Consider the following 22,537-nt stretch of genomic DNA (forward strand, 5'->3'; position numbering starts at 1 on the left):
TCTTCACCGCACTCTGCGCTCCCTTGCGTCCTCCAGAGACACCCCATGCGCCATCAGATTTCCGGTACCACCCTCCCGGTTCTCCAGGTCACCCTCGAAGCCGGGGAGACGCTGCTGGCGGAAGCCGACCGCCTGTCGTGGATGACCAACAATGTCGCCCTGCACACCACCACCGCCGCTGGCGGCGCGGGCGGACTGTTCGGCGTCATCGGCCGAGTGCTCTCAGGCGGCGGCCTGTTCATGACCGAATTCACCGCCCAGGGCGGCGAGGCACTGGTGGCCTTTGCGGCCACCGTGCCCGGCAACATCATCGAAATTCCAGTATCGCCGCAGCGCGGCTTCATGGTGCACCGGCATGGGTTCCTGGCCGGCGCGGCCAGCCTGCAGCTGGCCATCGGCTTCCAGCAGAGCCTGGGCGCCGGGGTGTTCGGCGGCAACGGCTTCGTGCTGCAGCGCCTCACCGGCACGGGCACCGCCTTCGTGGAACTGGGCGGCGAGATCGTCAGCTATGACTTGTCGCCGGGCCAGCAACTCCTGGTGCATCCCGGCCATGTGGGGATGTTCGAGGAGAGCGTGGGCTTCAACATCACCATGATGCGCGGCGTGCGCAACGTCCTGTTCGGCGGCGATGGCCTATTCCTGGCGGAATTGACCGGACCGGGCAAGGTGTGGCTCCAGACGTTGACGCCCTCAAAGCTGGCCCACGCGCTGGCACCCTACATGCCGCCCGCGGAGAAGGGCTGAGGTCTGGCGGACACGGGTAATGCGCCCGTGTCCGCCGGCACAGGTTCAGCCGTGCATCAGCGCGGTCACATGGGCGGCGGCGGACGAGGCCAGACCTTCCAGGTCATAGCCGCCCTCCAGAACCGAGACCACGCGGCCGTCGCAATATTTGTCGGCCACTTCCATCAGCCGCTTGGTGACCCAGCCGAAATCGGTGTCCACCAGCCGCAGGGAGGCCAGCGGGTCGTTCTTGTGGGCATCGAAGCCGGCGGAGATGATCAGCAGTTCCGGCCGAAAGGTCTCCAGCCGGGGGAAGATCCGGCTTTCGAACGCTTCCTTGAATTTGTCGCCCGCATCCCCGGAGCGCAGCGGGGCATTGACGATGGTGCCCACCGCGCCGATCTCGCTCACCGCGCCGCTGCCAGGATAGAGCGGCATCTCATGGGTGGAGGCGTACAGCACGCTGTCATCCGCCCAGAAGATCTCTTGCGTCCCATTGCCGTGGTGCACGTCGAAATCCACGATCGCCACTCGCCCGAGACCATATTTCGCCTGCGCATGGCGCGCGGCGATGGCCACCTGGTTGAGCAGGCAGAAGCCCATGGGCCGCCGCGTCTCGCAATGATGGCCCGGCGGGCGCATGGCCACGAATGCGTTGGTGACGCGCTTCTCCATCACCTCATCCACGGCAAAGCAGGCACCGCCCACGGCGCGCGTGACCGCCTCCCAGGAGCCCGGCGAGAGGATGGTATCGGAATCGATCCGCACCACCCCTTCATGGGGCGTAGCCTCGGCCAGGGAGTCGACGAAATCCTCGGGATGAACCCGGATGATGTCATCCCGTTCGCCGCGCGGCGCCTGATCGCGCAACAGCGTGGCAAAACGCTCCTGCTCGAAAATGCGGTCCAGGGCGCGCAACCGATCCGGCCGCTCGGGGTGACCGGCTGGGGTGAGATGGTCCAGCCCGGCGGGGTGGGTCACGAGCAACGTGGACATGGCGTCAGGCCTCTCTCAAGGAGGTTTTGTGTCCCTGACATACCATATTCCAGTCAGTTCGGAATGATTTTGAGCTGGCTCAAAAGCGTCACGTCCGCACCGACCCGATCATAAAAAAGGGGCGCCGAAGCACCCCTTTTTCATATGGGAAGGGGGCCGGATCAGGCCTGGCTGGCGGCCTTGCGGCCCAGCGCCGCCTGGGCCGCAGCAAGACGCGCGATCGGAACCCGGAACGGCGAGCACGAGACATAGTCGAGGCCGACTTCGTCACAGAACGCCACCGAGGCCGGATCGCCGCCATGCTCGCCGCAGATGCCGAGCTTGATGTCGGGGCGCGACTGGCGGCCACGCTCCACACCGATCTTCACCAGTTCGCCGACGCCATCCACGTCGATGGAGACGAACGGATCCACCTCGATGATGCCCTTTTGCACATAGGGCCCGAGGAAGGTGCCTGCATCGTCGCGGGAGACGCCGTAGCAGGTCTGGGTCAGATCGTTGGTGCCGAAGGAGAAGAACTCGGCGGTCTCCGCGATCTCCTTGGCCCGCAGGGCGGCGCGGGGCAATTCGATCATGGTGCCCACCTGGAAGGTGAGCTTGGTGCCGCTTTCCTGCTCCACCGCCTTGGCCACCTTCTGGATGACCGCATTGACGATGTCGAACTCCGCCTTGGTGGCGATGAGCGGCACCATCACTTCCGGCACCACCGGCTCGCCGGTGGACTTGGCGGCGATCACCGCCGCCTCGAAGATGGCGCGGGCCTGCATCTCGGCGATCTCGGGGAAGGCGATGGCGATGCGGCAGCCGCGGAAGCCGAGCATGGGATTGACCTCATGCAGCTCCTTCTGGCGACGCTCGATGCGCTCCACGTCCACGCCCAGGCTCTTGGCCACCTCCGCCACTTCGGCGTCGGTGTGCGGCAGAAACTCGTGCAGCGGCGGGTCCAGCAGGCGGATGGTGACCGGCAGGCCCTTCATGATCTCGAACAGCTCGACGAAGTCCGCCCGCTGCATGGGCAGCAGCTTGGCCAGAGCCGAGCGGCGGCCGGCCTCGTCGTCCGCGAGGATCATCTCGCGCACGGCCAGGATGCGGCCGGCATCGAAGAACATGTGCTCGGTGCGCGACAGGCCGATGCCCTCGGCGCCGAACGAACGGGCCATGCGGGCATCCGCCGGGGTCTCGGCATTGGCGCGGATCTTCAGGCGGCGCACCTTGTCGGCCCAACCCATGAGGGTGGCGAACTCGCCGGACAGTTCCGGCTGCTGCATCGCCACCTGGCCCACCAGCACCTGGCCGGTGGAGCCGTCGATGGTGAGGATGTCGCCCTTCTTGAAGCTCTGGCCGTTCACGGTCAGCGTCTGCGCCGCGTAGTCGATGCGCAGGGCGCCGGCGCCGGAGACGCAGGGCTTGCCCATGCCGCGGGCGACAACCGCCGCGTGCGAGGTCATGCCGCCGCGCGAGGTGAGGATGCCTTCGGCCGCATGCATGCCGTGGATGTCCTCAGGCGAGGTTTCCACCCGCACCAGGATCACCTTGGTGCCCTGGCCCTTCAGGGTCTCGGCCTCGTCGGCGGAGAACACGATGGCGCCCGAGGCCGCGCCCGGAGACGCGGGCAGGCCGGTCACCAGGATCTTGCGCTCGGCCTTGGGGTCGATGGCGGGATGCAGGAGTTGGTCGAGGGAGGCCGGATCGACGCGGGTGACCGCCTCTTCCTGGCTGATGAGGCCTTCATTGGCCAGCTCGACCGCGATCCGCAGCGACGCCTTGGCGGTGCGCTTGCCGGAGCGGGTCTGGAGCATCCACAGCTTGCCCTTCTCGACCGTGAACTCCAGGTCCTGCATGTCGCGATAATGGTTCTCGAGCACATGCGAGATGCGCTCGAACTCCTTGAACGCGTCCGGGAGAGCGGTCTCCATGGAGGGCTTCTCGGAGCCGGCGGCCGTGCGGGCGCGCTCGGTGAGATCCTGCGGGGTGCGGATGCCCGCCACCACGTCTTCGCCCTGGGCATTCACCAGGAACTCGCCATAGAGCGCGTTCTCGCCGGTGGAGGGGTTGCGGGTGAAGGCAACGCCGGTGGCGGAGGTTTCGCCCATGTTGCCGAACACCATGGCCTGCACGTTCACCGCGGTGCCCCAGCTCTCCGGGATCGCGTGAAGGCGGCGATAGGTGATGGCGCGCTGGTTCATCCAGGAGCCGAACACCGCGCCGATGGCGCCCCAGAGCTGGTCATGGGGATCCTGCGGAAAGGGCTTGCCCAGTTCCTGCGCGGCCCGCGCCTTGTAGGCGACCACCAGTTCCGCCCAGTCGTCGGCGGACAGGTCGGTGTCGAGGGTGTGGCCGTGCTCGGCCTTGTAGGCTTCCAGCAGCTCTTCGAAATGATGATGGTCGATGCCCAGCACCACATTGGAATACATGGTGATGAAACGGCGGTAGCTGTCATAGGCAAAGCGGCGGTCACCGGCGGCCTTGGCCACCGCTTCGACCGTCTCGTCATTGAGCCCGAGATTGAGCACCGTATCCATCATGCCCGGCATGGAGGCGCGGGCACCGGAGCGGACCGAAACCAGCAACGGATTGGCCGGATCGCCGAACGAACGGCCGGTCAGCGCGCCGATCTGCGCCAGAGCCACCTCCACTTCACCCTTCAGCTCCGCCGGATAGGTCTCGCCGTGCGCGTAATAATAAGTGCACAGTTCCGTGGTGATGGTGAAACCGGGAGGCACGGGCAGGCCGAGATTGGCCATTTCGGCGAGGTTTGCACCCTTGCCGCCGAGCAGGTTCCGCATCTCGGATTTCCCCTCGGCCTTACCATCGCCGAAGGAGTAGACCCATTTCGTCATCTCGGAGATCCCCTTAGGGTAGCGCGCGTGTCGTGGAATGGCGCGATTGCTTTAGCTTGGCAGACGCCAAGCTTCAACTGCGGGCACCGGCACACCCTGAGGGCCATACCATGTCGCCCAAGGCTTTAGTGGGGCAGCAGGCCCAGGATGCCCACGACGATCAGATAGACCGCCACGAGCACATTGAGCAGCCGCGGAAACATCAGGATCAGAACGCCGGCCACCAGCGCCACGATCGGCTGGAGGATCACGAGGTCAAGAGTCATGGCGGCTCTCCTATCAGGGGCGCAGCAGCTGCGCTTACGCTAGAAAGAAGTGAACGGCGTCTCTGGTTCCCGACCTTCTAGCCAGCCTTTGCCGCCGATACCACCCCAACCCTCACGCCGCTGTGATCTGTCGCACGATTGCTGCGCGGCAGCAGCTGTGCGGTGATCACGGCTAGCGCTGCGGCAACCGGCGTTCACCTGCAGGGAGACGACCATGGCGTGGGGCGGCATGTTCGAGATCCGGGCGAGCCATTTCGCCCGCGGCGGCTCCAGGATTGGCGGGGGGATCGCCGCGCTGCTGCTGGCCCCGCTCCTTACCATTCTGCTCCTGGCCCCCGCCGCCGCGGAACCGGAGAAATGCCCCCGCATGGTGGCGCAGACCGCGCCGCGCATCTGGCCGGCGAGCTTTCGCCTGGCCGCCACCGAGGCAAGCCAAGTGCGCCTGACCTTTGTCGGCCACGCCACCTTCCTGATCGAAAGCCCGCACGGCGTGACCATCGCCACCGACTATAATGATTACGTGCGCCCGGACATCGTGCCGGAAATCATCACCATGAACCGCGCCCACGACACCCACTACACCGACAATCCGCCGGCCGGCATCGGTCATATCCTGCGCGGATGGGGCCAGGGCGAGGAACCGGCCCGCCACGAACTGACCGTGGATGACGTCTGGATCCGCAACGTCCCCACCAACACCCGCATGGGTTCCACCACCCGCTATGACGGCAACTCCATCTTCGTCTTTGAAGTGGCCGGCTTGTGCATCGCCCATCTCGGCCACCTGCACCACCTGCTCACCCAAGATCATCTGGAAGCGCTGGGCCGGGTGGATGTGGTGCTGGCGCCGGTGGACGGCAGCTACACCCTGGACATCGACGGCATGATGGAGACCCTCAAAGCCATCAATGCCCCGCTGGTCATTCCCATGCACTATTTCAGCCAGTGGGGGCTGGAACGGTTCCTCTCGCGCCTGGGCAAGGAGTATGTGGTCACCCGGTCGGAGACGCCCACGGTGCTGCTGTCGCGGGAGACCTTGCCCCGCAAGCCGACGCTTCTGGTGCTGCCGGGCCGCTGAGCCGCGGCATCACCAAGACCACATGACGCCTTGACCGGAACCCGCAGAGGTCCTTAAGCCGTGGGCGCGCGCCGCTCGTCCCTCGCCCGGCGCCGCTGGACCGATCATGCCCGCGTCTCCTTCTCCGGCCGACCTTCCGCGCCGCGCCACGCAAGTTCTGCCCGCCACCAGCCCGGCCCGCATCCGCGCCGCGGCGGTGGTTGCCGCGCGGATCGTGACCGGCGGCGGACTGGTCGCCTTCCCCACCGAGACCGTCTACGGCCTGGGGGCCGATGCGGGAAACGCCCGCGCCGTGGCCGCGCTCTATGCCGCCAAGGGCCGCCCGGCCTTCAATCCGCTGATTTCCCACGTCTCCAACCAGGCCGCCGCCGAACGGCTCGGCAGCTTCAACGCCGACGCCACCCGCCTGGCTGCCGCCTTCTGGCCGGGACCGTTGACGCTGGTGGTGCCGTGCCGGGACACGGTGGCGGTGTGCGATCTGGCCCGCGCCGGGCTCGACACCGTTGCCTTGCGGGTGCCGGCCCATCCGGCGGCCTTGGTGTTTCTGGATACGGTGGGCCGTCCCGTGGTCGGACCCAGCGCCAATCGCTCCGGCCACATCTCGCCCACCACCGCCGATCATGTGATGGAAGACCTCGCCGGCCGCATCGACGCGGTGCTGGATGCCGGCCCCACCACGGTGGGCGTGGAATCCACCATCGTCGATTGCAGCGGCGACAGGCCGGCCTTGCTGCGTCCCGGCGGCATCGCCCGCAGCGCCATCGAGAAAGTCCTTGGCCACGCCCTGGCGGATGCGGCCGGTGGCGACGAGGCGCACCCTGCCGCGCCCGGCCGGCTGGCCTCCCATTATGCCCCCAACGCCAAGGTGCGGCTGGACGCCCGGGAGGTTCAGCCCGGCGAAGCGCTGCTGACCTTCGGCGGCGCCACCCCACCGGGCACGGACGCCGCGTCCATGGTGCTCGACCTGTCACCCACCGGCGATGTGCTGGAAGCCGCCGCCGGTCTTTATGCGGCGCTGCGCACGCTGGATGCCACCGGCGCCAGCGGCATCGCCGTCGTCCCCCTCCCCCGCGACGGGCTCGGCGAGGCGATCGCCGATCGTCTCGGCCGCGCTGCCGCGCCGCGTTCGAAGGATGTTCCCTCATGACCCACGTCACCGCTGCCGGCCTGCCCATCGACCATATGCGCGAGGGCGACGTGGAGGCTCTTGTGGCCTTGTGGGAGGCCACCGGCCTCACCCGGCCCTGGAACGATCCGCGCGCCGACATCGCCCTCGCCCGGCGCGGACCGCACTCCACCATTCTGGTGGCCCGGGACGGCGAGGCGGTGGTGGGGTCGGTGATGGTGGGCCACGACGGTCATCGGGGCTGGATCTATTATCTGGCGGTGGCCCCCAGCCACACCAAGCGCGGCCTCGGGCGCGGGCTGAGTGCGGTGGCCGAAGACTGGCTGCGGGCGCGGGGCGTGCCCAAGCTGATGCTCATGGTGCGGCCGGAGAATGAAGCCGTGCGTGGCTTCTATAATGCGCTCGGCTATGAAGAGGAGCCGCGCGTGATCTTTTCCCGGCGGCTCGACCAGAAGGTCTGAAACCTCGGCGGACCGCCCGTCGTCCCTGTTGCGCTGTCAGCAGGCCATGCCAAGATCACATCCGCCAAGATGACGCTTCGCATCGCAGCTTCCGCGGCGCGGAGCGATGCGGAGGATCCGATGGCTGACCGAGACGAAAGCTTGGACAATCCGGCTCGGCGGCGCGTCATGGGCAGCGGTGCGGCGCTGCTCGGGGCCCATCTGCTGCCCGGTGTGGCCACCACCGAGGCCGTCGCCACAGAGACGAGCACGCCCGAGGCGGCCCCGGCACGGTCCGCGATTGCACCCGACAGCCCGCCCGCCGGCTACAATATCCTGTTCATCCTGGTGGACCAGGAGCATTTCTTTGAGCGCTGGCCGTTCCCGGTACCGGGACGCGAGTGGATCAAGACGAACGGGATCACCTTCACCAACCACGAGGCGGCGTCCTGCGTCTGCTCACCGGCGCGCTCGACGCTCTACACCGGGCAGCACATTCAGCACACGGGGATTTTCGACAACGCCAATTCCCCGTGGCAGGCGGATCTGTCCACCTCCATTCCCACCATTGGCCATCGCCTGTCACAACTGGGCTATCACGCCGCCTATCAGGGCAAATGGCACCTCAGCTACAATCTGGACAAGGTGAAGGAGGCCGTGGACGCCCCCATGGCCGAATATCAGAAGACCATGGAGACCTATGGCTTCAAGGATTTCTTCGGCTTTGGCGATGTCACCGACACCACCTTGGGCGGCTATAACTATGATGAGGCCACCACCGCTTTTGTGAGCCGCTGGCTGCGCACCAAGGCGCTGGACCTCAAGGCGGCCGGCAAGCCCTGGTATCTGGCGGTCAATTTCGTCAATCCGCACGATGTCATGTACATCAATTCCGATCTGCCGGGCGAAACCGTGCAGGGCAAGGCGTCCGCCATGGGCATCGCCCGCCCCCCCGATGACGCGATCTACAAAGCCACCTGGGACGTGCCGCTGCCCCCCACCCGCGGCCAGTCGTTCCATGCGCCGGGTCGCCCGGCCGCGCAGCAGATCTACCAGCAGGTGCAGGATGTGCTGGTGGGCCAATGGCCCGACGAGGACCGGCGCTGGCGGGTGCTGCAGGACTATTATTACAATTGCATCCGCGACTGCGACCGGCAGGTTGTGGCGGTGCTCGATGCGCTGCGCCAGACCGGCATGGACAAGACCACCATCATCGTCTTCACCGCCGACCATGGCGAACTGGGCGGCGCCCACCAGATGCGCGGCAAGGGCAACAGCACCTATCGCGAGCAGAACCATCTGCCACTCATGGTCGTTCATCCCGCCTATCCGGGCGGAACCACCTGCAAGGCTGTGACCTCGCAGATCGACATCACCCCAACGCTGCTTGCCCTCACCGGTGCCGCGCCCGAGGCTCTGAAGACCGCCGCCGCCGGCCTTCCGGGCCGCGACTTCTCCCCCCTGATGCGTGCCCCAGCGGCGGCCGCGACGGACGCGCTACGCCCCGGCGCCTTGTTCAACTACAACATGCTGTTGTTCCAGGATGCCAAATGGGTCACCCGCATGGAGCAGGTGGTCCATGATCCGTCCACCACCGGTCCGCAGAAGCTGGCCTGGATGCAGCAATATGAGCCGGACTTCACCGACCGCTGCGCCATCCGCTCCATCTTCGATGGCCGCTATCGTTTCTCCCGCTACTTCGCCCCGCTGGCCTTCAACACGCCGGAGACGTTCGAAGCCCTGGTCGCCGCCAATGATCTCGAACTCTACGATCTGGAGAACGACCCCACGGAGAGCATCAACCTCGCCATGGCCGGCACCAAGCATCGCGACCTGGTGATGGCGATGAATGCCAAGCTCAACACCCGCATCGCCGAGGAGGTGGGCCTGGACGACGGACGCTTCCTGCCGCTGAAGGACGGCAAATGGGTATTTCCGAAGCCGGACCAGCGGTAAGGCGCGGCGTTTGCGGCCGCCGCAGAGATCTTGATTGACTTTCCACGCCCGCAGACGAGTTCCTTGCGCAGGATCGAAACGCTGTCGGAGGGGAAGCTGGCCATGGGCATTCACACCACCCGCGTGCGCGCGGCTCTGCTGCTGGCGGGCGCGCTTTTAGCATCCACCTTTGCCGCTCCCGTCACGGCCTGGGCCAAAGATGCGGACACGTGGAAGATCGACGGTCAGGTCCGCGGCAAGCCAAAGGACAAATCCGGCAAGGTCTATGAAAAATCCAACGACGTCAGCGGCATCGCCTGCGAAACCAAGCCGGACTATCCACGCCTCTGCCTGATCGTCGATGACGAGACGCAGGGCGTGCAGATCATCATTCTCAAGAAGGATAAATTGGTCGCCGGCGACTTCATCCGCCTGACGCAGGATTCCTTTGAGGGAAAGTCGTTGGACTTCGATGGCGAGGGTGTCGCCTACGATAAAGGTGCATTCTACGTCATGGGCTCCCATGGCCAGCCGCGGCATCCTGGCGATTCGGATGCGGAAACCGCTGCCAAGGCCGACGCCAGCCGGCGCGTCTTTCGCATCCACTTTGCCCCCGGCGGCGTGGACATGAGCACCGGCACCTTCGCCAAGTCCGCAACCGTCACGCCGTCCGCGCGCTTCTCCGACATCATCCGCATGCAGCCGGACGTCGCCCCCTGGGCGGACAAGCCGCTGGCCGAGAATGGGGTGTCCATCGAGGGCATCGCGGTGCGGGATGGGCAACTCTATGCCGGTATGCGCGGGCCGGTGATTGAGGGCAAAGGCGCGGTCATTCTCTCCGCGCCTTTGAGTGCGGTGTTCGAGAACCGGCCGGGGCAGGCCGGCGTGCAGTTCCTGGACCTCGGCACGGATACGGGCGGCAAGGCCCGCGGCGTGCGCGATATGCTCGCCTTCGGGACCGGACTGCTCATCGTCGCCGGGCCGGTCAACGACCCTCCCAAGGGACAGCCCATCAAAGACGGCGACTATGCCATCTTCTCCTCCGCAGGGCCGTCCCTGCAAAAGCTGATGGATCTCAAGGCCTACGGCGTCAAAGACAAGCCCGAGGCCCTGCTGCCGCTGGAGACCCATGACGGCGTCCTGCGCGCCCTGCTGTTCTTCGACGGTCCCACAGAAGGCGATCCGACGCCGATCACTATCAAACTTCCGTAAGCGCTCCGAGGCAGTGGCAGTCCACAAAGTGGTCGTTCACCAGCCCGCAGGCCTGCATGGCGGCATAGACGATGGTCGGCCCGCAAAACTTGAACCCCGCCGCCTTCAAGCGCTTGGACAGCGCCACGGAGGCGGGGGTCTGCGCCGGGACATCACCCGGCCCACGGGGACGGTTCACCTGAACCTCCCCATCCACGGCGTCCCACATGAGATCGGCGAACGACACCCCCTTGTCGCGCAAGTCGAGATAGGCGCGGGCCGAGAGCACTGCGCCTTCGATCTTGGCGCGGTTGCGCACGATGCCGGCATCCATCATCAGCGCTGCCTGCTTCTCGGGGCCGTAGCGGGCGATGGTCTCCGGGTCAAAACCGTCGAAGGCAGCGCGGAAATTGTCGCGCTTGCGCAGGATGGTGATCCAGGCGAGCCCCGCCTGGAACCCATCCAGCACCAGCTTCTCGAACAAGGCGCGGGAGTCCCGCTCCGGCACGCCCCATTCGGTGTCGTGATAGGCCATGTACAGCGGGTCGGTGCCGCACCACGGACAGCGGCACTTGCCGTCCGCGTGGGGCGTCAGGCGGAATGCGGGCTTCGCCGCCGCGGCAATATTCGAGTCGGCAGCCGCCATGCTCACACACCATCCATGTTGAAGGTCGCCCAATCGGGACGCTTCAAGGTGACCTCGACCCCGCCCGCCACCAACGGCAGGCCACCGGCCTTGGCCTCTGCCGCCCGGTCCAGGCGCACCAAGGCGATGCCCTGACCACGGATGGAGGAGCCGATGCGGCCCACGGTCTTCTCCCCGGCGCGGATTTCAGAACCGGCCTCGGGGGCGGACTCGAACAGGGCCTCCACCGCCCGGGTGCGGGCGATGCCGCGATGCTGGGTGCGCGAGACCACTTCCTGGCCGATGTAGCAGCCCTTCTTGAAGTCCACGCCGCCCAACTGGTCCATGTCGGCCTCATGGGGAAAGGCATCGCCGTAGATGAAGTCGGCGCCGCCCTGGGGAATGCCCAGCGCGATGCGATGGGCCGCATAGGCCTCCCCATCGCCATCCAGCGCTTCCACCTGCGCCCTCGGCAGCACCAGGCGGGTGCCCAGCGCTTCCAGGCGGGGATCCGGAAACGCCTCGATGCCCTCGATCTGCGCCCCGTCCCAGGCCGCAGCCACCGCCAGATCGTCCGCCGCGGCGAACTCCACCTTCGAGCGCAGGCGATACATGGTGAGCCGCTTCAGCAGGTCTGGCGCCGTGGCGGCGGGGGCATCCAGCAGGAAGGTGTCGGGCGTCGACGCCGGGGCATAGATGAGGAAATCGCTAATGATCTTGCCCTGCGGCATCAGCAGGGCGCCATAGCGGGCGCCGCCCGCCGCCAGCGTGTTGACGTTGCAGGTGACCACATTGTGCAGAAAATGACGGGCATCGGGTCCGCTGACCGTCAGCAGGGCGCGGTCGGCAAGATGCGCAATCGGCATGACCATCTCCTTGTCAGAAGTCTGCGAGAGACTTAAAGCCCCGGCACGGCCCACCCGTTACGAGCGAGCACCCACCATGGCTGAGACCTTCGATCTTATACTCAAGGGCGGCACGGTGGTGACCCCCGATGGCGAAGGCGTGCGCGACATCGGCGTCCGCGACGGCCGCATCCGCGCCCTCGGCAGCCTCGATGCCGCCAGCGCCGGCGAGGTGATCGACGCCACCGGCCTGCACATTCTGCCTGGCGTCATCGACACCCAGGTGCATTTCCGCGAGCCCGGTTTGGAGCAGAAGGAAGACCTGGAGACTGGCTCCCTGGCCGCCGTCATGGGCGGAGTGACCGGCGTGTTCGAGATGCCGAACACCATTCCCCAGACCACCGACGCCGCCGCTCTGGAAGACAAGATCCGCCGCGGCACCAACCGCATGCATTGCGACTTCGCCTTCTATGTGGGCGGCACCCACGACAATGTCCGCGACCTGCCCGAACTGGAGCGCCTGCCCGGCGCCGCCGGCATCAAGGTGTTCATCGGCTCGTCCACCGGCTCGCTGCTGGTGGCGGACGATGCGGGCGTGCGCGAGATCCTGAAAGTGATCCGCCGCCGCGCCGCCTTCCACTGCGAAGATGAGCCCCGCCTCAATGAACGCAAGCCTTTGCGGGTGCCCGGCGACCCGTCCTCGCACCCGGTGTGGCGCGATGAAGTGGCGGCGTTGACCGCCACGCGGCGCCTCGTCACCCTGGCGCGGGAGGTGGGTGCGCGGGTGCATGTGCTGCACATCACCAGCGCCGAAGAGATGGATTTCCTCGCCGACGCGCGCGACGTGGCCTCGGTGGAAGTGACGCCGCACCACCTCACCATGGCCGCCCCGGAGTGCTACGAGCGCCTCGGCACCCTGGCCCAGATGAACCCGCCGGTGCGCGACGCCCGCCATCGCGAGGCCCTGTGGCGGGCGCTCTCCTTGGGTATCGTCGACGTGCTCGGCTCCGACCACGCGCCCCACACGCTGGAGGAAAAAGCCAAGCCTTATCCGGAGAGCCCGTCGGGCATGACCGGGGTCCAGACCCTGGTGCCGTTGATGCTGGATCACGTGGCCAACGGGCGGCTGTCGCTGCTGCGTTTTGTCGATCTGACCAGCGCGGGACCAGCCCGTCTGTTTAATATTGCGCGCAAAGGTCGCATCGTTGCCGGCTACGATGCGGACTTCACCGTGGTCGATCTGAAGCGTCGCGCCACCATCACCAAGGACTGGATCGCCTCGCGCTCCAAATGGACGCCCTATGATGGCGTGGAAGTCACCGGCTGGCCGGTGGGCACCATCGTTCGCGGTCGCAAGGTGATGTGGGAAGGGGAGTTGACCTCGCCCGCCACCGGCCAAGCGATCAGCTTCCTGGAAACCCTGCCGCACCGCTGATGGGTTGTGCGGGGCGTCATCGGCGCCCCGCGACCAACAGAGGCGCCGCTTACTGGCGCTGGCCGATCAGGGTGTATTCGCCGGCGCGCACGCGGGTGGCGAGGCTCTCCACATATTTGGCGGACGGCTCCTCGCCATAGGTTTCCACCAGGGTGCGCAGGGCGCTGAACAGCGCCGCCTGCACCAGACTGTCTTCATCCAGCCCATCGCGCAGCGCTTCGGTCCAGGCGTCGTCCAGATAGGACAAGGCCACATGCCGTTCGTCGGTGGCCGGCTCGGCCACGTCCTGTGGGTAGAAGGCGAAATTGGACGTGCTGGACAAGATCGACCTCCGCGCCGACCCACCACGGTCCGGCGATGAAGATTTAGCATGCCGCCGCGTCTCGTCGCGGAAGTTCTGAACGAAAGGTTAACCGGCGGATCAGTTGCCGCCGAACCGCACCACGATGTCGTGAGAGAGCTTGGCCCCCTCCTCCATCTGCCGCTGCACCGCCATGGCGGCAGCCGGCGTGCAGGTGCGATAGACCGTGGCATAGCTGGAATATCCGGCATTGAACGCCGCCACCAACTTACCCTTGCGCGCGTCCGAGGGCTGCTCGGCGTCCATCAGCGTCTGCATCTCCGTGCGCCAGCGCTGGGCCTCGCCCGCTGCGCCGCACAGGGGCCGCAGATAATGCAGCGCCCCCAGCAGCTCGGCGATCTTCATCAGGTCGCCCTCATAGGGCGGGGTTGATCCCTCCGCCGGCGCAGCCGCGGCCCCCCGCGCCCCAAGGGCGCAGGCGAGCAGGACAGCGATCAGGAGTTTGGGCGGACGGACCATGGCCAAGAGGTGCCGCCGCCAGCGCCGCCCGTCAAGGGGCGGGAGGGCTGCGCCGCCGTCAGTGGCCCGCCGCGTCCATCAGGCGCGCGGCGGCAGCCACCACCTCCGACAGCCCCTCGGTGGTGGACAGGCCCGCCACCGCATCGGGCATGAACCAGCCCACCTCCAGCGCCTCGTCACCCGGTGTGGGCTCGCCGGCCTGCCAGCGCGCCGCATGGGCCAGCACCACGAAATGCGCGGTCAGCACGCCATCCCCATCATGCACGATGATATCCCGCGCGGCCGCCAGCGCGACGATCTGCGCCACCACGCCCACTTCCTCCATCACCTCGCGGGCGGCGGCGGCGGCCACGGTCTCGCCCGGCTCCACCCGTCCGCCGGGCAGGCTCCACAATCCCACCCCCGGCCCCTTCCCCCGCCGCGCCAGCAGCACCAGCGGCCCGCGAAAGACGGCCGCGCTGGCAGCAAGGGTCGGACGCACGGGATCGGGCATGGGGTCTCTCGCTGGAACTGGGCGGATCTATCGGCCAGATGCATGGTAGCCGCCGGCCCCTGTCCCCGGAAGTCCACGGCCCTGTGGCGACCGCGCCTTGCGATGGGCGTCCGCTCCCCCCAGGCTCACAGGCTGAATGGAGCCGACGATTCGCCATGCCTGCCCCCGACCCTGCGCCAGTTCCCAAGCCCAGCACCGCCCCGCGCGCCTGGCAGCGCATGTTGTCCGGCCGCCGGCTCGACCTGCTGGATCCCTCGCCGCTCGATATCGAGATCGAGGACATCGCCCATGGGCTTGCCCGCGTCGCCCGCTGGAACGGCCAGACCCATGGGGACAACATCTTCTCCGTGGCCCAGCATTCCCTGCTGGTGGAACGCCTGGCCAAGCATGCCAGCCGCGATCTCGACCGCACCTGGCGCCTCGCCGTGCTGCTGCACGATGCCCCGGAATATGTGATCGGCGACATGATCTCGCCGTTCAAGGCCATGATCGGCGGCGACTACAAGGCGGTGGAAGCCCGGCTCCTCACCGCCATCAGCGTGCGCTTCGGCCTGCCCGCCCGCTGGCCGGACGCTTTACTCAAGGTGGTGAAGGCGGCGGATCGCTCGTCGGCCTATCTGGAGGCCACCCGGCTGGCGGGTTTTTCGGCGGCGGAGGCGCAGAAATATTTCGGCCGGCCGATCCGGCTCGACGCGGCGGCGGAGAAGGCCTATCTCACGCCCTGGCGCGCGGACGAGGCCAAGACCCGTTTTCTCGCGCGGTTTGAGGAGCTTGCCCGATGATCTACGTCTGCTCCCTCTCCCGGCTGCATGAGACCGTGGAACGCACCGGCGCCCGGCACGTCATCACCCTCATCAATGGCGGCACCGCCGTGACCCGGCCCAGCAATGTGGACCCCACCAACCATCTCTTCCTCGGCATGAACGACATTGTCGACGAGGTGGAGGGCCTGGTGGCGCCCGGCTCCGGGCACATGACCGATTTCCTTGAGTTCGTCAGGACTTGGCCGCGTGAGGCGCCGCTGGTGATCCATTGCTATGCGGGCATTTCCCGCTCGACTGCGGGGGCCTACACCGCCTTGTGCGCCCTGCTGCCGGAGCAGGACGAGGCGGAACTGGCGCGGCGACTGCGGGCGGCCTCGCCCAGCGCCACCCCCAATGCCCGCCTCGTCGCTCTGGCGGACGCCGCCTTGGGGCGCGAGGGGCGGATGATTGCCGCCATCGCTGCCATCGGCCGTGGCCAGGATGCGTTCGAAGGCGAGCCGTTCTCGCTGAGAATCGCCTGAAACCAGAGACTTGGCCGTCGCCTACCCCGGCGCCAGGATGGCCACGAGACCGGGGACGGCAACGCCTTTCTCGGTGCGGGTGGAGCGTGCCGCCAGAAGATGCACGGTCAATCCTGCGGCCTGCGCCTCCTGCCGCACCAAGGCTTCGCCATGGGCATAGCGCAGCGTGTCGCGCAGCAGCAGGCCCTCGCCGGCGTGGGTTTCGACCGTGAAGGCGAACAATCCGCCGGGGGCCAGCGCCGCGTGCGCTGCGGCGAAAATAGATGACAGATCAGCCACATAGCATAATGCATCGGCGGCCAGGATCAGATCCAGACTGCGCGGCGGCATCCCCGTCAGGACGGCGGCCATGTCGCCCACCTGCAGTTGCGCATAGAGGTCCAGGGCCTGCGCCCTTGCCACCATGGCGGGAGAGATATCAACGCCGTCCAGCACATCCACCATGGGCTTGAACACCGGCGCCGCCAGCCCGGTGCCGCAGCCCAGATCCATGCCGCGGGAAAAATGTGCGGAGCGTCCCAGATCATCGCAAATTTGATGCACAGCGTCGGCCAAAACCTCCGGCCCGCGATAGGCGAGGTTCTCCCGCAGCGCCTGGTCGAAGCGCGGGGCATATTGGTCAAACAGGGTGCGCACATAATCCAGCGACATGGCGCCGCTCGCCGCGCTCGCCCCCAGTTGCGCCAGCCGCACACCGGCCCCCCATACATCCGCCGGATCGAGCCGCAGGACGGCGCTGAACGCCTCCGCCGCCCCGGCGGAATCGCCCGCCTCGGCGCGGGCTTCGCCTAACAGAAACCAAGCCGCCGCAAAGGCTGGCGCCTCCTGGACCGTATCGGTCAGCAGTTCGGCGGCAGCGCGCGCATCGCCGGCTTCCAGGTCGGCGCGGGCCCAGTCGAGACGGCGGTCGAGGGCGGGATCGCCGGAGGTGGCGCGGAAGGCCTGGATCGGGGGAAGGGGCGCCACGGGGCCTCGCAGGACAAGGGGTTCGCCCCCATATAGCGCTCTATGATGCGGCCGGAAGACCTTCTTTGCCCTGCCCCCCAGGGGCTCTATTGCCCGGTGGGGGATTTCTTCATCGATCCGGTGCGCTCCGTGCCGCGGGCGCTGATCACCCATGGCCATTCCGACCATGCCCGGCGCGGCCACGGCAAGGTGCTGGCCACCCGCGAGACCCTCGACATCATGGCGCTGCGCTATGGCCCGGACTTCGCGGGCGAGACGCAAGCCCTTGATTATCATGAGACTCTCGACATCGATGGCGTCGCGGTCACCGCCTATCCCGCCGGCCATGTGCTGGGGTCGGCGCAGTTTGCCTTGCGCTGGAAGGGGCTCACCATCGTGGCCTCCGGCGATTATAAGGATGCGCTGGACCCCACCTGCGCCCCGTTCGAGCCGGTGCGGTGCCATGTGTTCATCTCCGAGGCCACCTTCGGCCTGCCGGTCTTTCGACACCCCAACGCAACCACTGAGACCGCCAAGCTGATCGCCTCGGCGCGGCTGTTTCCCGAGCGTTCTCATGTGGTTGGCGCCTATTCGCTCGGCAAGGCGCAGCGCATGATGGCGCTGCTGCGGGCGGGCGGCTATGACGCCCCGCTCTATATTCACGGCGCCTTGACGGGGATCAGCGCCTATTACCAGAGCCGCGGCATCGCGCTGGGCGATCTGCGCCCGGTGACCGGGGCGTCCAAATCAGAGCTGGCGGGGGCGATGGTGATCGCCCCGCCGTCCGCGTTAACCGACGTTTGGACCCGTAAGTTCACCGATTGCAACACCGTGTTCGCATCGGGCTGGATGCGGGTGCGCGCGCGGGCCCGCCAGCGCGGCATCGAGTTGCCATTGGTGGTTTCCGACCATGCGGACTGGGACGGACTGACGACCGCCGTGACAGAAACCCAATGTCACGAACTGTGGGTGACACACGGCAGCGAGGACGCATTGGTGCATTGGGCGCAGACGCGGGGCCTGAACGCCCGTCCGCTGCACATGGTCGGCTATGCGGAGGAGGACGAGGGGGCCGAGCCGGAGGCCTCCGAGACACCCATGACTGACTCGGGCATGACCGCCTCGACCATGTCCGACTCGGTGGCGCTCGACTCCCCATCCGCCGACGCGGACACCCCGGACGCCCCCCTCCCCGCGCCGCCCCCTCCCGCCCCGGCTTCCCGCTCCCGCCGCCGGCCCGGCCGGCCGGTGGGCAAGGGTGCGGCTGCCGCCATGCCGGAGGGCGAGGCATGAACCGCTTCGCCGCCCTGCTGGATCGCCTCTCCTATGAGCCGCGCCGCAACGCCAAGATCCGGCTGATGGCGGAGTATTTCCGCACCACGCCGGACCCGGAGCGCGGGGTGGCGCTGGCGGCGCTCACCGGCAAGCTCGCCTTCACCAATGCCAAGCCCGGCCTGGTGCGAGCGCTGATCATGGAGCGCACCGATCCGGTGCTGTTCGCGCTGTCCTATGACTATGTGGGCGACCTGTCCGAGACCGTCGCCCTCATGTGGCCGGTGCCGGCGGACACCCCGGCCGCCAACCATCCCCCGTTCCTGTCCGAGATCGTCGAGGGGCTGGAGACGCTCCCCAAGCGCGACCTGCCCGCCCAGCTGGCGCTGTGGCTCGATGGCCTGGACGATACCGGCCGCTGGGCGCTGCTGAAGCTCATCACCGGAGCGCTGCGGGTGGGCGCGTCCGCCCGCCTCGCCAAGACGGCGGTGGCGAGCCTGGGGGATATCGCCCCCGACGAGGTGGAGCTGGTCTGGCCCGGCCTCAAGCTGCCCTATCGCGAATTGTTCGCCTGGGTGGAAGGCCGTGGCCCGCCACCGGAAACCCGCGATCCCGCCCCGTTCCGCCCGGTGATGCTGGCCCATGCGCTGGACGAGGCGGCGCTCGCCACCTTGCCCGCCGCCGACTTTGCCGCCGAGTGGAAATGGGATGGCATCCGCGTGCAGGCGGTGGCCGGCACCGGGCCGGACGGGGTGCGGGTGACGCGGCTCTATAGCCGCACCGGCGAGGACATCTCCCCCGCCTTTCCCGATCTCGCCGCGGCGCTGCCCTTCGATGGCGCGCTGGATGGGGAATTGCTGGTGCTGCGGGAGGGGCGGGTGCAGTCCTTCAACGTGCTGCAACAACGGCTCAACCGCAAAACCGTAACACCGAAGATGCTGGCGGAATTCCCCGCCCACATCCGCGCCTATGATCTGCTGGTGCTCGAGGGCGAAGACCTGCGCCCTTTGCCCTTCGCGGAGCGCCGCGCCCGGCTGGCGGCGCTCACCGCGACCCTCTCCCCCCCGACCCAGGCCCGGCTGGATCTCTCCCCTCTGGTGCCGTTCGACAGCTGGGAGGCGCTCACTGCCGCCCGCGCCGATCCCGCCTCGGCGGGTGCTGGCGACGATGCGGCGGCGGTGGAAGGGGTGATGCTGAAGCGCTGGGACAGCTTTTATCTGCCCGGCCGCCCCACCGGGCCGTGGTGGAAATGGAAGCGCGATCCCCACACGGTGGATGCGGTGCTGATGTATGCCCAGCGCGGCCACGGCAAGCGCTCGTCGTTTTATTCCGACTACACCTTCGGGGTGTGGACGGCGGGGCCGGAGGGCGATGTGCTGGTGCCGGTGGGCAAGGCCTATTTCGGCTTCACCGATGCAGAGCTTTTGGAGATCGACAAGTTCGTGCGCCGCGCCACCATCAACCGCTTCGGCCCGGTGCGCGAGGTGCGGCACGAGCCGGACGACGGCCTGGTGCTGGAGATCGCCTTCGAAGGCCTCGCCCGCTCGCCGCGTCACAAGTCGGGGGTGGCGATGCGCTTTCCCCGTGTGGCCCGGCTGAGGTGGGACAAGCCGCCCCGCGAGGCGGACCGGCTGGAGACGCTCGAGCGCCTGCTGGGGTGAGGGGGGCCACCTCCCCGATCCTTTCCTCGTGAGGATTCGGCATGTGTGTCATTGTCGCATAGCGACCTTTAGTACCAGATCGATTGGATGTTTTTGTTTCCTTCGATTGGATCTCTATTACAATCCAATCATCGCTTCTCAAATGCTGAGCCTGACCATGAGTGACTCAGATGCAGGAAACGCAAGCACATTAGCAAAGCTCTTAAGAACGTTTTTTAAATGGTTTATCGGCGGCGTATCCGGCATAGCTGCGACGATCATTACTGCTCATCTAACTGGGCTTATTGATAAATTTGAGCTTAATCCGGATGATTCTTTTTGCACGTTTATCCAAAGCCGGTTTCTTGAAAAGAGCTACGATGGAGAACTTCCATCTATATTTGTTGCGGCCTTCTCCGGGAAAGGTGGTCGCGAGGCCGCCCAGGAACTGGCGGACCAGATAAAGTTCCGAACAGGACTGCCGACACTGACCTCCTGTAAAACAGTGCCCTTGAGCGACGGGCCTGATGCAACACGCGAGAGTGTAAGCAAAGCACTTGATCGCGGGCGCTCGCTAGCGAGTGACCGCCACGCACAAATTGTCATTATCGGCGCTATGCGCGGCAACGATGCTGCCGACATAGTGATAACTGACACGTTAGCAGAACCAGGTGAGGTTGAGGCAATTCGGACACATTTAAGTCTAAAAGAAACAAAAAATCGCTCATTCCCTGACGTAAATTCAATATCTGACACCCACATACTTCCAGCATTGGGATGGTGGGCATTCAATTTGGAAAATGCAACTAATCGAACCCTTCCGCCAGAACTATCTTCGAAAATGCGCATGGCAGCGATTGCATTATCAAAACTAGCGGATCATAGACCACCATTGAAATGGCCGCCTCTAAATGAAAGCCGTGAAAAAGTAACAGAATATGCATGGATGACGAACAGCACTTTAGCTAAAAAGTATGAAAATTGCGATATAATTTTAAACGCTTACAAAAACGGAACAACTATTCTTGAAGGACAAATATCGCGCGAAAAACTATCGAATTCAAAATTCGAGAACAAGGAACTTTTTATTATATCAGCTAATTATTACCTTCGATGCCTAGATGATGGAATGAAAAATAAATTCATCCAATACATTATTTTCGAGAAGGCAAAGAATTTTATAGACGAAATTTCAAATACAAAACTCGACGCAAATTTTTTTAAAATCCTATCTACGATCGATCCCTGGCCAGGATTCATCAACCGAGATGCAATAGAATTACTCGCTATGCTTACCCGCTCTCAAAGCGATTTGGTCGAGAATTTTGAGAAAAAAGAAATATATAAAAATTTTTCGACCAAGATTTTTTCTGCATTCCTCCTAATTGATAGAGCTAAAGGCATGCTAACATCAGCAGAAATAGCAGACATAAAAAAATGCATGAATTATGATTATTCACCAATAGACAGCACAAAAAACTGGGAACGACTTATTTCAATGAATGAAGATCCAACTAAAATTCTAAAATTATCTACATTTATAAATAAATACGAATGTAATTCAAAATAATATTTCGAAACCAGGAATAAAACAGATTAATAAGCGGGGACTATCATTAAAAAAGTGCACAAAATATCGATATACTCGCTCACTGGCTCGCCCAGATAATCCTAGCGATCCACAGCACCTCCGCCGCGCTGAGCGAGCGGTCTTCATATTCCGGGTTCAGGGAACGCAAATCCACGGCGCGGGTGGTGCGGCGGACCAGTTCTTTCGCCAGGACTTCGCCCTCGCGGGTCTTCACGATCACCCGGTCGCCGAGGCGCACCACGGCGACCGGGCTATCCCGCCATGCCCAGCAACGCCCCACGAATCCGCACCGTCAGCCCCTCCTCCGAAAGCTCCCCAGCCGCCAGCGCCAGCCATGTGCTCACCGCCGCTGCATCGTCCAGCCCCAGCGCAAACCCATTGAGCGCCAGGAACAGCTCGGTCACCACAAAAGACGTGCGCTTGTTGCCGTCCACGAAGGGATGGTTCATCGCCAATCCGAAAGCATAAGCGGCGGCCAGATCCGCGATATCGGGATTGCCATAATGGAAGAGGTGGCGGGGCCGGTTGAGCGCCGCCTCAAGCAAGCCATCATCCCGCAGGCCCTGTCCGCCGCCATGCTCGGCCAATTGCTCATCGTGGATCGCCAGCACGACGGCTTTGGCGATCCAGCGCGGCTCGTCCACTTACTTCGCCAGTTCGCGCAGGACGTTGCGGCGGGCCTTCATGATCTTGCGGGCTTCCTCCATTTGCGCCTCGAATTCCGGCTCATAGGGGGTCAGGCGATACCCATCGGGCGTCTCCGTGAGATAGAGCGTATCGCCCTGCCCAACCTTCAAGCGCGCCAAAACTTCTTTCGGCAACACGGCGCCGATGGAATTGCCCACCTTCGACAGCTTCAGCGCGACCATGGGCGCCCTCCCTCATCACCGGGCCAATGGGCGCCGTACCTACGAATGTAATAACATCTTAGCGCCCAGCAACCCCTCACTGGCACGCCCAAATAATCCGCGCGATCCACCCCACCTCCGCC

The 22,537-nt window shown here is 65.4% G+C and carries 22 protein-coding genes and 2 pseudogenes; 12 read left to right on the top strand and 12 right to left on the bottom strand.

What is annotated here, in order from left to right:
• The first annotated feature begins 45 nt into the window (after window positions 1–45).
• The gene (locus AAG816_RS16490) at window positions 46–744 is read left to right on the top strand and encodes a TIGR00266 family protein (protein ID WP_341990750.1); all 699 of its coding nucleotides are present in this window, start codon (window positions 46–48) and stop codon (window positions 742–744) included.
• Between the two features lie 45 nt (window positions 745–789).
• Here the strand turns inward: AAG816_RS16490 and AAG816_RS16495 are convergent, their stop codons facing one another.
• The 3 genes from AAG816_RS16495 to AAG816_RS16505 form a co-directional block, all read right to left on the bottom strand.
• Entirely contained in the window at window positions 790–1,719 is a 930-nt protein-coding gene (locus AAG816_RS16495) for a histone deacetylase family protein (RefSeq protein ID WP_341990751.1), read from the bottom strand.
• Window positions 1,720–1,880: 161 nt separating this feature from the next.
• Window positions 1,881–4,559 carry a pyruvate, phosphate dikinase gene (ppdK, locus tag AAG816_RS16500; protein WP_341990752.1) on the bottom strand — a complete coding sequence of 893 codons (2,679 nt, stop codon included), beginning with the start codon at window positions 4,557–4,559 and terminating at the stop codon, window positions 1,881–1,883.
• 125 nt (window positions 4,560–4,684) lie between these two features.
• Window positions 4,685–4,825 (bottom strand): DUF3096 domain-containing protein, encoded by a 141-nt coding sequence (locus tag AAG816_RS16505; RefSeq protein ID WP_341990753.1) that lies wholly within the window; start codon window positions 4,823–4,825, stop codon window positions 4,685–4,687.
• Window positions 4,826–5,039: 214 nt separating this feature from the next.
• On the opposite strand from AAG816_RS16505, the gene AAG816_RS16510 reads away from it, so the two are divergent.
• The 5 genes from AAG816_RS16510 (at window position 5,040) to AAG816_RS16530 (ending at window position 10,616) form a co-directional block, all read left to right on the top strand.
• Window positions 5,040–5,903 carry an MBL fold metallo-hydrolase gene (locus AAG816_RS16510; RefSeq protein WP_341990754.1) on the top strand — a complete coding sequence of 288 codons (864 nt, stop codon included), beginning with the start codon at window positions 5,040–5,042 and terminating at the stop codon, window positions 5,901–5,903.
• A gap of 106 nt (window positions 5,904–6,009) precedes the next feature.
• On the top strand, window positions 6,010–7,050 hold the full coding sequence (locus AAG816_RS16515) for an L-threonylcarbamoyladenylate synthase (protein WP_341990755.1): 1,041 nt from the start codon (window positions 6,010–6,012) through the stop codon (window positions 7,048–7,050).
• Window positions 7,047–7,490: a GNAT family acetyltransferase gene (locus AAG816_RS16520; RefSeq protein WP_341990756.1), complete on the top strand. Its 444-nt coding sequence runs from the start codon at window positions 7,047–7,049 to the stop codon at window positions 7,488–7,490. Before AAG816_RS16515 ends, AAG816_RS16520 begins: the two co-directional genes overlap by 4 nt.
• 120 nt (window positions 7,491–7,610) lie before the next feature.
• Window positions 7,611–9,425, top strand: coding sequence for a sulfatase-like hydrolase/transferase (locus AAG816_RS16525; protein ID WP_341990757.1), 1,815 nt, complete (start codon window positions 7,611–7,613; stop codon window positions 9,423–9,425).
• A gap of 63 nt (window positions 9,426–9,488) precedes the next feature.
• Complete coding sequence (locus AAG816_RS16530) at window positions 9,489–10,616, top strand: DUF3616 domain-containing protein (protein WP_341990758.1); 1,128 nt, start codon at window positions 9,489–9,491, stop codon at window positions 10,614–10,616.
• Here AAG816_RS16530 and AAG816_RS16535 read toward each other — a convergent pair.
• Both AAG816_RS16535 and AAG816_RS16540 read right to left on the bottom strand, forming a co-directional pair.
• Window positions 10,603–11,241: a DNA-3-methyladenine glycosylase I gene (locus tag AAG816_RS16535; RefSeq protein ID WP_341990759.1), complete on the bottom strand. Its 639-nt coding sequence runs from the start codon at window positions 11,239–11,241 to the stop codon at window positions 10,603–10,605. The genes AAG816_RS16530 and AAG816_RS16535 overlap by 14 nt on opposite strands.
• A gap of 2 nt (window positions 11,242–11,243) precedes the next feature.
• Entirely contained in the window at window positions 11,244–12,086 is an 843-nt protein-coding gene (locus AAG816_RS16540; RefSeq protein WP_341990760.1) for a folate-binding protein, read from the bottom strand.
• Window positions 12,087–12,162: 76 nt separating this feature from the next.
• Between AAG816_RS16540 and AAG816_RS16545 the strand changes: the two genes are divergently transcribed.
• Complete coding sequence (locus AAG816_RS16545) at window positions 12,163–13,500, top strand: dihydroorotase (protein ID WP_341990761.1); 1,338 nt, start codon at window positions 12,163–12,165, stop codon at window positions 13,498–13,500.
• Between the two features lie 49 nt (window positions 13,501–13,549).
• Here the strand turns inward: AAG816_RS16545 and AAG816_RS16550 are convergent, their stop codons facing one another.
• From AAG816_RS16550 to AAG816_RS16560, 3 genes are all read right to left on the bottom strand, one after another.
• Entirely contained in the window at window positions 13,550–13,822 is a 273-nt protein-coding gene (locus AAG816_RS16550) for a hypothetical protein (RefSeq protein ID WP_341990762.1), read from the bottom strand.
• Window positions 13,823–13,921: 99 nt separating this feature from the next.
• Window positions 13,922–14,320, bottom strand: a complete 399-nt coding sequence (locus tag AAG816_RS16555; protein WP_341990763.1) for a TIGR02301 family protein — start codon at window positions 14,318–14,320, stop codon at window positions 13,922–13,924.
• A gap of 58 nt (window positions 14,321–14,378) precedes the next feature.
• The gene (locus AAG816_RS16560; RefSeq protein WP_341990764.1) at window positions 14,379–14,813 is read right to left on the bottom strand and encodes an NUDIX hydrolase; all 435 of its coding nucleotides are present in this window, start codon (window positions 14,811–14,813) and stop codon (window positions 14,379–14,381) included.
• Between the two features lie 155 nt (window positions 14,814–14,968).
• Between AAG816_RS16560 and AAG816_RS16565 the strand changes: the two genes are divergently transcribed.
• Complete coding sequence (locus AAG816_RS16565) at window positions 14,969–15,595, top strand: HD family hydrolase (protein ID WP_341990765.1); 627 nt, start codon at window positions 14,969–14,971, stop codon at window positions 15,593–15,595.
• On the top strand, window positions 15,592–16,098 hold the full coding sequence (locus AAG816_RS16570) for a tyrosine phosphatase family protein (RefSeq protein ID WP_341990766.1): 507 nt from the start codon (window positions 15,592–15,594) through the stop codon (window positions 16,096–16,098). Before AAG816_RS16565 ends, AAG816_RS16570 begins: the two co-directional genes overlap by 4 nt.
• 21 nt (window positions 16,099–16,119) lie before the next feature.
• Here the strand turns inward: AAG816_RS16570 and AAG816_RS16575 are convergent, their stop codons facing one another.
• A complete protein-coding gene (locus tag AAG816_RS16575) occupies window positions 16,120–17,064 on the bottom strand; it encodes a methyltransferase domain-containing protein (protein ID WP_341990767.1) in 945 nt (314 codons plus the stop codon).
• Between the two features lie 45 nt (window positions 17,065–17,109).
• Between AAG816_RS16575 and AAG816_RS16580 the strand changes: the two are divergent.
• The 3 genes and pseudogenes from AAG816_RS16580 to AAG816_RS16590 all read left to right on the top strand — a co-directional run.
• Window positions 17,110–18,111, top strand: a pseudogene (locus tag AAG816_RS16580) (ligase-associated DNA damage response exonuclease); the annotation flags it as partial.
• A gap of 221 nt (window positions 18,112–18,332) precedes the next feature.
• Window positions 18,333–19,976, top strand: a complete 1,644-nt coding sequence (locus AAG816_RS16585) for a cisplatin damage response ATP-dependent DNA ligase (protein ID WP_341990768.1) — start codon at window positions 18,333–18,335, stop codon at window positions 19,974–19,976.
• Between the two features lie 157 nt (window positions 19,977–20,133).
• Window positions 20,134–21,525: a hypothetical protein gene (locus tag AAG816_RS16590; RefSeq protein WP_341990769.1), complete on the top strand. Its 1,392-nt coding sequence runs from the start codon at window positions 20,134–20,136 to the stop codon at window positions 21,523–21,525.
• 79 nt (window positions 21,526–21,604) lie between these two features.
• Here AAG816_RS16590 and AAG816_RS16595 read toward each other — a convergent pair.
• From AAG816_RS16595 to AAG816_RS16605, 3 genes and pseudogenes are all read right to left on the bottom strand, one after another.
• Window positions 21,605–21,799 (bottom strand): annotated as a pseudogene (locus AAG816_RS16595) (S24 family peptidase); the annotation flags it as partial.
• Entirely contained in the window at window positions 21,798–22,190 is a 393-nt protein-coding gene (locus AAG816_RS16600; protein WP_341990770.1) for a type II toxin-antitoxin system death-on-curing family toxin, read from the bottom strand. The pseudogene AAG816_RS16595 and the gene AAG816_RS16600, both read right to left, overlap by 2 nt.
• Window positions 22,191–22,415 (bottom strand): AbrB/MazE/SpoVT family DNA-binding domain-containing protein, encoded by a 225-nt coding sequence (locus tag AAG816_RS16605; RefSeq protein WP_341990771.1) that lies wholly within the window; start codon window positions 22,413–22,415, stop codon window positions 22,191–22,193. It lies immediately after the preceding gene.
• Window positions 22,416–22,537 lie beyond the last annotated feature (122 nt).

The sequence above is a fragment of the Azorhizobium sp. AG788 genome (genome assembly GCF_943371865.1).
Lineage (GTDB): Bacteria > Pseudomonadota > Alphaproteobacteria > Rhizobiales > Xanthobacteraceae > Azorhizobium.

Bases quoted from the DNA above. Each gene is read 5' to 3' on its own strand.
- AAG816_RS16505 (WP_341990753.1), bottom strand. From the start codon at position 4,825: ATGACTCTTGACCTCGTGATCCTCCAGCCGATCGTGGCGCTGGTGGCC.
- AAG816_RS16555 (WP_341990763.1), bottom strand. From the start codon at position 14,320: ATGGTCCGTCCGCCCAAACTCCTGATCGCTGTCCTGCTCGCCTGCGCC.
- AAG816_RS16540 (WP_341990760.1), bottom strand. From the start codon at position 12,086: ATGCCGATTGCGCATCTTGCCGACCGCGCCCTGCTGACGGTCAGCGGA.
- AAG816_RS16535 (WP_341990759.1), bottom strand. From the start codon at position 11,241: ATGGCGGCTGCCGACTCGAATATTGCCGCGGCGGCGAAGCCCGCATTC.
- AAG816_RS16590 (WP_341990769.1), top strand. From the start codon at position 20,134: ATGAGTGACTCAGATGCAGGAAACGCAAGCACATTAGCAAAGCTCTTA.
- AAG816_RS16515 (WP_341990755.1), top strand. From the start codon at position 6,010: ATGCCCGCGTCTCCTTCTCCGGCCGACCTTCCGCGCCGCGCCACGCAA.
- AAG816_RS16570 (WP_341990766.1), top strand. From the start codon at position 15,592: ATGATCTACGTCTGCTCCCTCTCCCGGCTGCATGAGACCGTGGAACGC.
- AAG816_RS16510 (WP_341990754.1), top strand. From the start codon at position 5,040: ATGGCGTGGGGCGGCATGTTCGAGATCCGGGCGAGCCATTTCGCCCGC.
- AAG816_RS16560 (WP_341990764.1), bottom strand. From the start codon at position 14,813: ATGCCCGATCCCGTGCGTCCGACCCTTGCTGCCAGCGCGGCCGTCTTT.
- AAG816_RS16545 (WP_341990761.1), top strand. From the start codon at position 12,163: ATGGCTGAGACCTTCGATCTTATACTCAAGGGCGGCACGGTGGTGACC.
- AAG816_RS16520 (WP_341990756.1), top strand. From the start codon at position 7,047: ATGACCCACGTCACCGCTGCCGGCCTGCCCATCGACCATATGCGCGAG.
- AAG816_RS16490 (WP_341990750.1), top strand. From the start codon at position 46: ATGCGCCATCAGATTTCCGGTACCACCCTCCCGGTTCTCCAGGTCACC.
- AAG816_RS16605 (WP_341990771.1), bottom strand. From the start codon at position 22,415: ATGGTCGCGCTGAAGCTGTCGAAGGTGGGCAATTCCATCGGCGCCGTG.
- AAG816_RS16525 (WP_341990757.1), top strand. From the start codon at position 7,611: ATGGCTGACCGAGACGAAAGCTTGGACAATCCGGCTCGGCGGCGCGTC.
- AAG816_RS16585 (WP_341990768.1), top strand. From the start codon at position 18,333: ATGAACCGCTTCGCCGCCCTGCTGGATCGCCTCTCCTATGAGCCGCGC.
- AAG816_RS16565 (WP_341990765.1), top strand. From the start codon at position 14,969: ATGCCTGCCCCCGACCCTGCGCCAGTTCCCAAGCCCAGCACCGCCCCG.
- AAG816_RS16495 (WP_341990751.1), bottom strand. From the start codon at position 1,719: ATGTCCACGTTGCTCGTGACCCACCCCGCCGGGCTGGACCATCTCACC.
- ppdK (WP_341990752.1), bottom strand. From the start codon at position 4,559: ATGACGAAATGGGTCTACTCCTTCGGCGATGGTAAGGCCGAGGGGAAA.